The sequence below is a fragment of the Cecembia sp. genome, from assembly GCF_007126775.1.
In the GTDB taxonomy this organism is placed as follows: Bacteria; Bacteroidota; Bacteroidia; order Cytophagales; family Cyclobacteriaceae; genus Cecembia.
Genome location: NZ_SLAP01000016.1, coordinates 1 through 13,383, shown reverse-complemented (window position 1 = coordinate 13,383; position 13,383 = coordinate 1). Strand labels below are relative to the sequence as shown.

The window sequence follows — 13,383 nt, the reverse complement described above, 5'->3', positions numbered from 1 at the left end:
TTTAAAAAAAGGAAATTTTTTTTTATATTTTGCAACCAAAATTAAAAAACCTATTAAATAAAAGATAAATGAATCAAGGACTTTATCGTGATATTTTCGAACACGATTCCTGTGGGATTGGAGCTGTTGTAAATGTAAAAGGAATAAAGAGTCATGAAACCATCAGTGACGCGCTCTTTATGTTGAGCAATATGGAACATCGTGGTGGGAGAGGCTCTGACCCCAAGACCGGAGATGGTGCCGGTATCTTAATACAATTACCGCATCCATTTCTCAATGAGGTGACCCAACGAGCAGGCTTTGAATTACCCGAAGCCGGTAGTTATGGAGTGGGTATGACCTTTTTCCCTAAAAACAAACAGCTTTATAAAAAATCAAAAGCTTTACTGAATAAAATCATTACAGAATTGGGCTTTCGGTTATTGGGTTATAGGGACGTCCCGGTAGATGAAACAGTACCTGGTTCTGGGGCGCTAGAGGTAATGCCAAATATTGAGATGGTATTTGTAAGCCATGAAGATGGCCTTAGTGGTATTGACCTGGAAAGAAAATTATTTGTTCTCAGGAACTATGCGACGAAAACTATAAATGGAACAGTTCCCGGTGTCAATTCCGCCTTTTATTTCGCCAGTTTTTCTGCTTTTACATTAATTTATAAGGGACAACTCAGAACCGATCAGGTTTTACCTTTTTATAAGGATCTCCAAAATAACAAAATCACTTCTGGCTTGGCCATTGTACATTCCAGGTTTTCAACCAATACCTTTCCAAATTGGCGATTGGCGCAGCCTTTTCGCTATCTTTCTCACAATGGAGAGATCAATACCATAAGGGGTAACCTGAACAAAATGAAATCCAAGGAAACCCTGATGCGTTCCATGTATTTCACGGATGAGGAATTGTCCAAAGTGATGCCTGTGACCAACAAGCAGAACTCTGACTCTGCTAATCTGGATGCCTTGGTTGAATTATTAACTTTAAGTGGTAGGTCACTTCCGCATGTCATGATGATGTTGGTTCCAGAGGCCTGGCAGGATAATGATATGATGGACAAGGACCGCAAAGCTTTTTATAAGTTTCATGCTGCTTTGATGGAGCCTTGGGATGGTCCTGCTGCTTTGATATTTACAGATGGCAGATCAATTGGCGCTACACTGGATCGAAATGGTCTGAGACCACTCCGGTATTTCATCACAAACGACGACAGGTTGATCCTTTCGTCAGAGGCAGGTGCATTGCCCGTTAGGGAAGCGACTATCATCGAAAAGGGCCGGATAAGCCCGGGAAGAATGCTTTTGGCTGATCTGGAAAAAGGAAAAATATCCTTTGATGAAGAAATCAAGTCCTCTATTTGTGACAACAAACCTTACGATGCTTGGGTCAAAGAGGAGCGGCTTAAGCTCAGGTTGATGCCTGATCCGAAAAAGCTGGATTACCCATATACTACTGAAAACATTAAAAAACGGCAGACCATATTCGGATATACTTCTGAAGAAATCAAAGTGGTCCTTTCCCCAATGGGCGAAAATGGTTATGAAGCCATCGGTTCCATGGGAGCAGACACGCCACTAGCTGTTCTTTCCAAACAAAGCCAGCATATTTCCAATTATTTTAAGCAGCTATTTGCCCAAGTCAGTAATCCTCCAATCGACCCAATAAGGGAGCGGCTGGTGATGTCCTTATTTACCCGAATTGGGGAAAGTCACAATATCTTGGCAGAAAGTCCAAGACATACCCGACAAATCCATATTTCCCAGCCGGTTCTTCTCAATGAAGACCTGCAGAAACTCAAACATTTGGAAGAGCAAGGGTATAGGACGGTTACACTTTACGCACATTTTGAAGCAGACAAGCAGCCAGGAAGGATGCTTGAGGCATTGAATCTTTTATGCAAGGAAGCGGAAGGTGCAATTTATGCAGGCAAAAACATTATTATCATTTCTGACAGAAACAGTTCTGAAACAAAAGCCCCTATTCCATCTCTTTTGGCTATTGGAGCCGTACACCACCACTTGGTGAAAAAGAAAATAAGAACCAGGGCAGGATTGGTAGTAGAAGCAGGAGATATAAGAGAAACACATCATTTTGCAACTGTAATTGGATATGGTGCTTCCGCCATCAACCCATATCTGGCACTGGAGTCCTTGGCACATCTAAAGGAAAAGGGAGCATTGGGGAAAGAAGTTTCTCAAAAACAGCTTTTCGAAAATTACCAGAATGCAATAGGAAAAGGACTGCTAAAAGTACTCTCCAAAATGGGGATCAGCACGCTGCAATCCTATCAGAGTGCACAGATATTTGAAGCTATCGGACTTGGTCCGGAAGTGATTGACAGGTGCTTCAAGGGTACTGTTAGCCGGATATCAGGTATTTCTTTTGATGAACTTGCAGATGAGGTTTTGATCCGTCACCATGCAGCGTATGATACAGACAGTCCCATTTTGGAACCTGGGGGTGTTTACCAATGGAAAAGAAGAGGAGAAAAACACCTTTTCAATCCGGAAACGATTCACCTTTTACAGAAATCAACACGGCTGAACGATTATTCCCTTTACAGAAAATTTGCCCAGAAAATCAATGATCAGAGCAAAGATGCCCTTACCCTTAGAGGTCTTTTTGAATTCAAAAAAAGAATAGCCATTCCATTGGATGATGTAGAGCCAGTAGACGCTATCCTAAAGCGATTTGCTACAGGTGCGATGTCCTTCGGCTCCATTTCCCATGAAGCCCATACTACATTGGCCATTGCCATGAACAGAATAGGGGCCAAAAGCAACAGCGGAGAAGGTGGAGAAGATGAGATTCGGTTCGAAAGAAAGACCAATGGAGACTGGGAAAGATCCGCCATCAAACAGGTGGCATCAGGCCGCTTTGGGGTAACGAGCAATTACCTTAGTCATGCAGAGGAACTGCAGATCAAGATGGCACAAGGAGCCAAGCCGGGTGAAGGCGGGCAATTGCCAGGGCATAAAGTAGACGACTGGATCGGCAGGGTACGCCACTCAACCCCTGGTGTGGGTTTGATTTCTCCTCCCCCACACCATGATATTTATTCCATTGAAGACTTGGCTCAATTGATTTATGACCTAAAAAACGCCAATAGAAGAGCCCGAATCAATGTCAAATTGGTCTCCCAAGCAGGGGTGGGTACTGTGGCAGCCGGGGTGGCAAAAGCCCAAGCCGATGTCATATTGATATCTGGAGCAGACGGAGGAACAGGGGCATCTCCCTTAAGCTCTATACGCCATGCCGGACTTCCTTGGGAACTGGGATTATCAGAAGCCCATCAGACCCTGGTAAAAAATAATTTAAGAAGCCGTGTAGTCCTTCAGACAGATGGGCAATTGCGGACAGGAAGAGATATTGCCATTGCCACATTGCTGGGAGCAGAGGAGTGGGGAATTTCTACCGGGGCTCTTGTCGTGGAAGGTTGTATCATGATGCGTAAATGCCACTTGAATACCTGTCCTGTCGGAATAGCTACCCAAAACCCAGAATTGAGAAAACTATTCACAGGAAATCCGGACCATGTAGTGAATTACTTCATGTTCCTGGCCCAGGACCTAAGAGAAATCATGGCCTCTCTGGGATTTGCAACTGTAGATGAGATGGTAGGACAAGGAGATGTACTAAAGGCTTCAGGACATCTGGATCATTGGAAATGGGACAAAGTAGACCTGTCGCCCATTTTCCATAAAGTGGAAGTGCCTGATCATGTCGGAATTTACAAACAGATTGATCAGGAATTTGAACTTAAGAAGGTTCTGGACCGCAAACTCCTCAAAGCAGCATTGCCTGCACTTGAGCAGGCCAACCCTGTCAAGGGCGATTTTCAAATCAAAAATACAGACCGGGCCGTTGGCGCAATGCTTTCCAATGAAGTTTCGAAAATTTATGGATCGCCGGGACTTCCGGGAGACACACTTCACTTCAAATTCAAAGGTTCTGCCGGGCAAACTTTCGGAGGTTTTCTGGCAAAAGGACTGACTTTTGAATTGGAAGGAGAATCCAATGACTATTTTGGAAAAGGGCTCTCTGGTGGAAAACTGATTGTATACCCAAGTAGAAATGCCAATTTCATAGCCCATGAAAACATCATTATAGGAAATGTGGCTTTCTATGGAGCAACCTCTGGAGAGGCATTTATCAACGGAAAAGGGGGTGAGCGTTTTTGTGTCAGGAATTCCGGGGTGAAAGCAGTTGTGGAGGGAATAGGAGACCATGGTTGTGAATACATGACAGGTGGATTAGTAATTAATCTAGGCGAAATAGGAAGAAATTTTGCGGCTGGAATGAGCGGAGGTATTGCCTACATTCTCAAAGACTATGTTTATCTGGTGAATCAGGAGATGGTGGATCTGGATCCTTTGAATGAGGACGATTTTGTTGCTATAAAGGAGGAGTTGAAAAAGCATGTTGCCTTTACAGGCAGCGTCCTGGGTAGAGAATACCAGGAAAACTGGGACGCCTATAGAGAAAGGTTTATCAAGGTAATCCCAAGGGATTATAAGGAAGTATTGAGGAAAAAAGCGTTGGAACAATCTAAAACATTGGTGTCATAAGATGGGAGCGAAAGAAGGTTTTTTACAATTTAAGAGAGAATTGCCGGCATCACGGGATCCAGAAGAAAGGATTCATGATTACAAAGAAATATATAAGCCATTTGATGGAGAAAAGCTCAATCAACAGGCTGCAAGGTGTATGGATTGTGGGATCCCTTTTTGTCATCAGGGTTGCCCATTGGGCAATGTAATTCCAGAATTTAATGATGCTGTGCACAGTAATGAATGGGAGGAAGCTTTCCTTATTCTAAAAAGCACCAATAATTTTCCGGAATTTACAGGAAGAATTTGTCCGGCACCTTGCGAAGCATCTTGTGTCTTGGGAATCAATAAAGATCCGGTGGCAATCGAGTTGATTGAAAAAAGTATTGCTGAAAAAGCTTATGAAATGGGCTTTGTACAAGCCAGACCTCCTAAATCCAGAACTGGTAAATCAGTTGCCATAATTGGATCAGGTCCTGCAGGTTTGGCCGCTGCCGATCAACTGAACCATGCTGGCCATGAAGTGACTGTTTTCGAAAAGGACAGTAAGCCAGGAGGTCTTTTGCGCTATGGAATACCAGACTTCAAACTGGAAAAATGGGTTATCGATCGAAGATTGAGCATCATGGAGCAAGAAGGCGTCATTTTCAGTACTGGAACGGATGTAGGCTTTAATATCAAAGCCGATAATATCTTAAGAAATTTTGACGCTGTGATATTGGCCACAGGTGCACAACAACCCAGAGAATTAAGAATCAAGGGTGCTGAGTTGAAAGGTGTACATTTTGCAATGGATTTTCTTGGAAAACAAAATCAAGTGATTGCAGAAGAAATTAAAGAAAATCCGATCTCAGCAAAAGACAAGCATGTAATTGTCATAGGTGGGGGAGATACAGGTTCTGATTGCATTGGTACTTCCAACAGGCATGGAGCAAAGACCATTACACAATTGGAATTGCTTCCTAAACCTCCTCAAAAAAGAACGGTGCTAAATCCCTGGCCGGAATGGCCGATGACCCTTAAGACTTCCAGCTCCCATGAAGAAGGAGCAGAACGTGTATTTTCCATTTTGACCAAAGAATTCATTGGCAATGAAAAAGGGGAGGTAACAGGATTGGTCTTAGTGGATTTAGAATGGAAGGAAGAAGGTGGAAGTATGCAGTTTGTTGAAGTCCCAGGAACGGAAAGAACACTTCCCTGTGACCTTGCTTTTATCGCTATTGGTTATACCGGTCCCGCTAAAAATGGACTTATGGAAGCATTTGGCGTTAAAATGATGGAAAACTCATTGCCAAAATCCAAAGCATATCAGAGTACAAATAAGAAGGTTTTTCTTGCAGGTGACATGAGAAGAGGCCAGTCTTTGGTGGTTTGGGCAATTTCAGAAGGAAGAGAAGCCGCAGTTAAAGTAGATGAGTTTTTGATGGGGGCTTCTTCCCTGCCAAGAAAAGACGAGGGATATTATGAAATTGAAGAAGATATCCTTGAAAAACAATGAAAGCAGTAAGCCTAAGATAAAAGAGTAAGCGTGATAGTAAGTTTAGTGATGGCCTGCCCTAAGGGAGCAGGGACCAATTAGCGGAAAGAGCAGGTTGATGGCCTGCTCTTTTTTTATGGGAATAGATTATCACAAAACCCAATGCACACTTAATTAAAATTCAAAAAAAACCCTGGCCAAGGACCAGGGTTTTTTAACCATTCAACCAACCTTATCTATTATGAAAATTTATTTGTCTGTATTCTTTGCTTCTCTCTTACCCTTGGAATAGTCGCGCCCTCTATTGGAAGTATCCCCACGATGCTGACCTCTCCTTTTTCTATATTCCCCATCTTTTTGGGATCCTCGGCCCTCGCGCATCATTGGTCTTCTCTGACGGTTGGACTCCCTGATTTCACCCCATTTCTCTGCCTGCTCAGGAGTTAAAATATTTTCAATCTCTTTAGTTTGCTCTTGCATTTGATTCTCTCTACTTTCTCTTCTTTGCTTGGCCTCAGCTCTTCTATTCTCCATTTCAATATCCCTTGACTGGGCATTTTGCAGATTGATCTGGTAAATTTTCTGTTTTTGCTCTTCAGAAAGTCCAAGCTGTTCACCCATTCGGTTGGTCATCCTCTCAGCCCTTTCCTCTGCACTTGGCATTTCACTTTGTCCTCCACCTCTTTGCCCATAAGCTGCTAGGGATAGGGAGAATATGACGGCAATCATCAAAATCTTTTTCATGTCTTTATCATTTAAAATTTAAGTAATCGTAAAGTCCTTTTATTCTGTGCTCCCGGGATTATGCACCGAATTACTGACTCATTTCGATAGTTAGACCAGATGTATGGGCTTGGGTTTAAAAGACAATAGGTATTATTTTGTTAACAAATCTTAAATTGCCCTATGGAAAAATTTTATTACTTTGCTTATGCCAGTAACTTGGACGTACAGACCCTAATGGGCCGCTTAAAAACAGATCCTATAAAATTAAGTCTCGCTCTACTCCCACATTTTGGATTTCGCTTCAACTACCCCAATCCAGATGGCTCAGCGAGGGCCAATATTGTCCCAAGTAAAAATGAATCTGTATATGGTATACTTTTTGAAATTGAAGAAGCAGACAGGGAATATTTTCTGCGTTCCGAGCCGGGCTATGAATTTATAGCACAGGAAGTATTTACACCATCAGGTAATTTTAATGCATTTACTTTTATTTCAAATAAAACAAAAACCGGAATTTTCCCTTTGGAAAGCTATTGGAAAACGATTTTCAAAGGAGGAAAGGAGAATGGGCTGCCAAACACTTACCTTTCACAAATTCTGAATAGAACCGGTGCCAATCCTCTAATGAAATAAGGCTAAAGTTCATAATCTCTATCCTCAATCAACCATTCCCTCTTTGAAGGTTTGACATATCTAGGCCTGATCAACAGCCTCAGGCTTGGATCAAAAGAAAGGTATTTCCAAGCCCATGTGATAAAAATCTGTAATTTATTTTTCACTCCCAATATGGCCATTAAATGAACGAAGAGCCATACAAACCAAGCAAAGAATCCTCTCATACTCATGAAAGGAAGGTCTACAACTGCCATCTTTTTACCTATAGTTGCCATAGAACCCAAGTCTCTGTAAATAAAAGGATTCCATCTCCCGCCTTTAAGTGCTTTTTTTAAATTGGCAGCAAGATTATTGGCTTGTTGTATAGCTACCTGAGCTACCTGAGGATGCCCATTGGGAAATTTATCTTCTTTTAAAAGACATTGGTCGCCCAATACAAAAATATCCTCCTCACCGATTAACCTATTGTACTCATCGACCAGGATCCTATTATTGGGGGCTTTTTGTTCGGGGTCTACACCCTTCATGGAATTGGCCTTTACCCCTGCTGCCCATAACAAAGTGATGGTTTCTATGGGCTGTTTACCTTTGAGTTTTACAGTGAATCCATCATAATCCTCTACCAAGGTATTCAGCATGACTTCAACACCCAATCGCTGCAAGTATTCAAGCGCTTTTTCGCGGGATTTTTCAGAAAGGCCGCTAAGCAGGGTGTTCCCCGCCTCTATCAGTATTACCCGCATGTTTTTAAAGCTGAGTTGAGGATAATCCTTTGGAAACACGTTATTTCGGAGTTCAGCTATGGACCCTGCCAGTTCCACTCCTGTAGCCCCACCTCCCACAATTACCACATTCATAATGGGTTTTCTCTCTTTCTCCTCAGAAATATTTACGGCACGCTCATAATTGGAAATGATTTTATTTCTTATGTATAGGGCTTCTGATGTGGTTTTCATCGGTGCGGAATACCTGTGTATATTTTCATTCCCAAAATAGTTGGTATTTGCACCTTGGGATAAAACCAATATATCGTAGTCCAGGACACCTAAATTGGTGAAAATACGCTTCTGTTTTTTGTCAATGCTTCGTACGATAGCCATTCTAAACAGGACATTGGAGGAACTATGAAAAATTCTTCTCAAAGGAAAAGAAACTGCATTGGGGGGAAGGGCCGCCGTAGCCACTTGGTATAGAAGTGGCTGAAACATGTGGTAATTGTTCTTGTCCAACAATACTACTTGATAAGCCGTACCCGCTAATTTTCTTGCAAGTTTGAGCCCTGCAAAACCTGCTCCTACAATAACAACCCTTTTTTGTATACTGTCAGGTATATTTGGTATGGGATTTAGGGGATACTCATTCTCAAGACTCATGGCTGGGTGAATTATGGTTATAAAATCAATATCAATTTGGTTATTTTTAAAAGGATTGAATCAATATAGTCCAGCAAAAGATATCAGCCAATGGGTAAAGACAAAATGAATTTACCCATGAATCCCATGCTCCATGTTTAAGATAAGTTTAAAGTAATGATTAAAACCGAGAGATTCTGGTAATTATTCAAATAATATTTGAGAAGCGTTTAATTTCAGATAATCGTGCATATTACGCAGTGTCATAGACGCGATTACAAAAGATTTATTAATTTTACCCTTCTTTAAAATCTGTCAAGAAATGGGTAGAGCATTTGAATTCCGTAAAGAAAGAAAATTCAAAAGATGGAGTAAAATGTCCAAGGTATTTACACGCTTGGGCAAGGAAATTGTTATGGCTGTAAAAGCCGGTGGACCAGACCCAACCAATAATTCCAAGCTTCGCACTGTAATCCAAAATGCCAAAGGGGCAGCTATGCCCAAGGACAGGATTGAGGCAGCCATCAAAAGAGCTTCCAATAAAGATGAAAAAAACTATGAAGAACTTGTGTATGAAGGCTATGGCCCTTATGGGGTAGCCGTGATAGTCGAAACATCTACAGATAATACAAACAGGACTGTGGCCAATGTCAGGCATTATTTTACCAAATCCGGAGGTTCATTGGGCACATCCGGTTCTGTAAGCTTTATGTTCAACAAAAAAGCTGTTTTTCGCTTTGCGCAAAATGACTTAGAGTTAGAGGAAATGGAGTTAGAATTGATTGATTATGGCCTGGAAGAAATTGCTGAGAATGAAGGGGAGGTCTTTGTATATACTGCTTTTGAGGATTTCGGCAAAATGCAAAAAGCCCTTGAAGACAAAAATATAGAAATCATCAATGCCGATTTTCAGTGGTTTCCTACTACAACTGTAGAACTGACAGAAGAACAAGAAGAAGAAATTAACAAAATGATTGAACGCTTGGAGGAAGACGATGACGTCAATCAGGTTTTTACCAATGTTGCTTAAAATTAATCTAATGTGGATAGCAGTCCACAGTTTTCTTTTTTTAATCCAATGACATGAATTTTCCAAAAAGAAAAAATATACAGGAAGACTTAAGACAAAAACTGATCATTGTAGGCAGTAAGAACCCAGTCAAAATTTCCTGCACCGATGCCGCTTTTCACCAAGCCTTCACTGGATCCTTTCTTGTAGAAGGACTCAATGTAGGCTCAGAAGTTTCAGATCAGCCTTATGGGGACAATGAGACTTTCCAAGGTGCATTTAACCGGGCAAAAAATTCTAAAACTGTATTCCCAGAGGCAGATTACTGGGTAGGTATTGAAGGAGGGGTAGACTTGGTCGATGGAGAAATGCATGCTTTTGCCTGGGTGGTGGTACTGGATAAAGATAGTAAGATGGGTAAAGCCAAAACATCAACTTTCTTCCTTCCAAAAGCCATTACTGAGCTTGTCGAAGCGGGAATGGAACTGGGGGAAGCTGATGATAAAGTTTTTGAAAGGAGCAACTCCAAACAAGAAAATGGTGCTGTAGGAATTCTTACCAATGGAGCAGTAGATAGAAAAGAATATTACCAACAGGCAGTCGTACTCGCTCTTATCCCTTTTCTCAAGAAAGAGCTATATACTGTTTAAAAATGGCAGATAGAAAAAAACTATTGGTTATTGATAGCTATAGCGGTTAATTTTGTGTTATAATTATAAAACCAACTCACAATGCTACAGGAATTAAGTACAGACACTTTACAGGAATTAGTCGAAAATAACGATAAAGTAATAGTGCAATATGGTGCTACTTGGTGCGGGAGCTGCCGTATCATGAAACCCAAAATGAAAAGGCTTGCTGGAGCTTATGAAGGCATTTCGTTTGTATATGTAGATGCAGAGAAGCTTCCTGAGTCAAGAAAAATGGCTCAAGTAACCAACCTGCCTACATTTGCGGCTTTCAAATCCGGGAAATTGGTCAATCAAATCCAAACCAATAAAGAAGATATACTAAAATCATTGATCGATGAGATTGCCGATAATTAAGCATGTTTTGGGCTTTATCGAAGCCAACGATGAAGACTGGGTAAAAGAAACTATAGAGCTTCTGGAAAATATGAGTGAAATTGCTTCGTTAAAAGATGAAGAAATTGAAGTCATGGGAGAACTTCTTTCGAATCTGTACGGTACATTGGAAGTCAATGAGATGATCAAAGAGGGAATGGACAAAAAGGAAGCGATGAATACTTTTATGAAAAGAGTAACCGGAGCTATTGATAAATAAAGCTGAAAAGTTGTTTGATCACCCATTGAACACATGGAAGCTTCTGAAGGGACCGTAATGGTCCCTTATTTTTTTTGTAGATTATTGAGGAATCCCGAAAGTGCCTTTCTCCAATCAGGATCCGCATCCCATTCCGGACCGATATAAAGCTCATCCCGAACAATCAGGCGTATGTAATACTTAACTACAATTCTGGTTTTTTCTTCGGGATTATCAACAGGAAGCCCCATAGATTCCATCAAATCTCCTTCTTTCCCTTCCAGACGCATCAATACAAACTGTATCCGGTCCCTTACCAATTCAGCATCCCCACGTGGATTTGTCAAAAATTCAATTCCATAGGGATAAAGTTCTTTAAAAAGTTGTTCCAAACCGGATTTTTCAGCCTCCTGCTCGGTTTTCACGGCCTGATCACTTTTACCCAAAAGATCATACCTAAAGCTCATCAATAAACCTGCATCACCTGCTGCCCCTGAGAGGGGAATCCCTAATTTAAATGCGTCCAGGTTTAAAGGATTTCTTGCTAAAAATCTTCTTGAACTTTCAATTCCTGCTTCCGAATTAGGAAACTCGGGAATTTCCAAGACCAGGAAATTTTTACTTTTTACCTGCTGCCCCATAGTATGTAAGGAATTACCCAAATCCTCTAAATTATCCGACTCCATGGCCCATATACCTGATGAAGGCACCATTGATGTATTTCCGGTAAATGGCGCGATATGAAGGGCTACTTGTCCATTGGATTTCCGTGTGAGTAATACTATGGAGCGGATAAGCCTCTTGGAAAAAGCGGAGGCATACCCGGCTTGCACTTCTGGAGAAAGTGCTATGTCCTCTAATTCATAGTATCCTACAGGATCCCCTCCTATGGAAAGTAATCCTGCATGCAACAGCTCTGAAATTTCCTGCCATTCCATAGAAGGCCTAGCCTGCGGAGAAGCCGAAACCAAAACAACTGACTTACCATCTAAAAAATAATCTGGAAGGCCTCCCTGACCATATGAGTAGAAAAAGTTTAAGAAAATTAACAGCAAAGCTGGAACATATTTCATAAGCACTGAATCTGGATATAAATCCTTTAGTATTTTTACGAATATACATAACGACAAAAAATATACCTCAATATGAAAAATATAATGAGAATTTTAATTACTGTATTACTTTTGACGCCATTCCTGGCCTTGGCCCAGAAAATAAATGAAGACCAATTGCTCCAAGATCTGGCCTATTTGGCTTCAGATGAATTGGAAGGCAGAAAACCCCTATCAGAAGGAAGCCTTAAAGCCAGGTCACTTTTTATTGAACGGTTTAGTGAACTTGGCCTTACATCCCAATACAAAAATTACACGCAATATTTTACTTTTAGAAACCGTCGTGATGGGGAAATATATGAAAATGCAGCCAATATAGTGGGTTTTATTCCCGGAGAAACTTCCGAAAAAATTATAGTCATTATGGCGCATTATGACCACTTAGGAAAGAGTGGAAATAAAATATTTAATGGAGCGGATGACAATGCTTCAGGTGCAGCTGCAATCTTGGCATTTTCAGCATATTTCTCTGAGAATAGGCCGAAGCATTCCATGATGTTTGTTGCTCTCGACGCCGAAGAAATGGGGCATCAAGGCGCCAAAGCTTTGGTAAACGATTTTCCCTTTCCATTAGATCAGGTGATCTTAAATATCAACATGGATATGATAAGCAGGAACGAAAACAACGAGCTCTACGCTTCGGGTACTTACCACACTCCTTCTCTTAAGCCATTTATAGAAAAAGTTGCCACCGGGAAAATACCAAAGCTCTTATTTGGACATGATGAACCCAATATGGGAAGAGATGATTGGACCCTGGCATCAGATCATGCCCAATTTCATCTAAAAGGTATACCATTTATTTATTTTGGAGTAGAAGACCATGAAGATTATCATAAGGAAACTGATACTTTTGAAAATATACATCCTGAGTTTTATAAAAATGCTGCCAACTTGATACTTGAAATCATCATTAATCTGGATAAGGCTTTAATTGAAAATAATTAAAGTGAAAAACTAAAGCTTAATTTAAAAAAAATAATTTAACATATATTTTTTATAACAAATTAAATAAAATGTACACTGAATTACAGTGCAATTTCTTTCTGAACCCTTGCCAATTTACAAGAATAGATAGATGAATATAAAGCCCCAAAAACCCAAGATTTGAAAATCTGAAAATTAGATAAAACTAAGATTGGATATCTTAAATTTTTCTGGACCCACAAAATTATCCACTTTGAAAAACAGTATGATGTTTCCAAAAGAAACTATCGTGTTTGAAGCAGGAGATTTTTTGCTTAATGGTTCTCAAAATGCAGCATGTAAGATTGGTGAAGCTATA

At 40.7% G+C, this 13,383-nt stretch carries 11 protein-coding genes; 8 read left to right on the top strand and 3 right to left on the bottom strand.

Annotated elements, in window-relative coordinates; genetic code table 11:
- The first annotated feature begins 68 nt into the window (after positions 1-68).
- Together gltB and QZT73_RS01240 are read left to right on the top strand one after the other, a co-directional pair.
- Positions 69-4,562, top strand: a complete 4,494-nt coding sequence (gene gltB / locus QZT73_RS01245; RefSeq protein WP_291778714.1) for a glutamate synthase large subunit — start codon at positions 69-71, stop codon at positions 4,560-4,562.
- A gap of 1 nt (position 4,563) precedes the next feature.
- A complete protein-coding gene (locus QZT73_RS01240; RefSeq protein WP_291778717.1) occupies positions 4,564-6,042 on the top strand; it encodes a glutamate synthase subunit beta in 1,479 nt (492 codons plus the stop codon).
- Between the two features lie 228 nt (positions 6,043-6,270).
- Here QZT73_RS01240 and QZT73_RS01235 read toward each other — a convergent pair whose 3' ends face one another.
- Positions 6,271-6,765, bottom strand: a complete 495-nt coding sequence (locus QZT73_RS01235) for a DUF4890 domain-containing protein (RefSeq protein ID WP_291778721.1) — start codon at positions 6,763-6,765, stop codon at positions 6,271-6,273.
- A gap of 162 nt (positions 6,766-6,927) precedes the next feature.
- On the opposite strand from QZT73_RS01235, the gene QZT73_RS01230 reads away from it, so the two are divergent.
- Complete coding sequence (locus tag QZT73_RS01230) at positions 6,928-7,380, top strand: gamma-glutamylcyclotransferase family protein (RefSeq protein ID WP_291778723.1); 453 nt, start codon at positions 6,928-6,930, stop codon at positions 7,378-7,380.
- A gap of 2 nt (positions 7,381-7,382) precedes the next feature.
- Here the strand turns inward: QZT73_RS01230 and QZT73_RS01225 are convergent, their stop codons facing one another.
- A complete protein-coding gene (locus tag QZT73_RS01225; RefSeq protein ID WP_291786206.1) occupies positions 7,383-8,735 on the bottom strand; it encodes an NAD(P)/FAD-dependent oxidoreductase in 1,353 nt (450 codons plus the stop codon).
- Positions 8,736-9,036: 301 nt separating this feature from the next.
- Between QZT73_RS01225 and QZT73_RS01220 the strand changes: the two genes are divergently transcribed.
- The 4 genes from QZT73_RS01220 (at position 9,037) to QZT73_RS01205 (ending at position 11,007) form a co-directional block, all read left to right on the top strand.
- Complete coding sequence (locus QZT73_RS01220; protein WP_291780200.1) at positions 9,037-9,744, top strand: YebC/PmpR family DNA-binding transcriptional regulator; 708 nt, start codon at positions 9,037-9,039, stop codon at positions 9,742-9,744.
- Positions 9,745-9,797: 53 nt separating this feature from the next.
- Positions 9,798-10,373: an inosine/xanthosine triphosphatase gene (yjjX, locus tag QZT73_RS01215; RefSeq protein WP_291780197.1), complete on the top strand. Its 576-nt coding sequence runs from the start codon at positions 9,798-9,800 to the stop codon at positions 10,371-10,373.
- A gap of 81 nt (positions 10,374-10,454) precedes the next feature.
- Positions 10,455-10,769 (top strand): thioredoxin family protein, encoded by a 315-nt coding sequence (locus QZT73_RS01210; protein WP_291780194.1) that lies wholly within the window; start codon positions 10,455-10,457, stop codon positions 10,767-10,769.
- Complete coding sequence (locus QZT73_RS01205) at positions 10,750-11,007, top strand: hypothetical protein (RefSeq protein ID WP_291780192.1); 258 nt, start codon at positions 10,750-10,752, stop codon at positions 11,005-11,007. The genes QZT73_RS01210 and QZT73_RS01205 overlap by 20 nt, the downstream gene beginning before the upstream one ends.
- 65 nt (positions 11,008-11,072) lie before the next feature.
- On the opposite strand, the gene QZT73_RS01200 is transcribed toward QZT73_RS01205, so the two are convergent.
- Positions 11,073-12,059: an NTPase gene (locus QZT73_RS01200; RefSeq protein ID WP_291786204.1), complete on the bottom strand. Its 987-nt coding sequence runs from the start codon at positions 12,057-12,059 to the stop codon at positions 11,073-11,075.
- A gap of 72 nt (positions 12,060-12,131) precedes the next feature.
- Between QZT73_RS01200 and QZT73_RS01195 the strand changes: the two genes are divergently transcribed.
- Positions 12,132-13,046 (top strand): M28 family peptidase, encoded by a 915-nt coding sequence (locus QZT73_RS01195; protein WP_291780187.1) that lies wholly within the window; start codon positions 12,132-12,134, stop codon positions 13,044-13,046.
- Positions 13,047-13,383 lie beyond the last annotated feature (337 nt).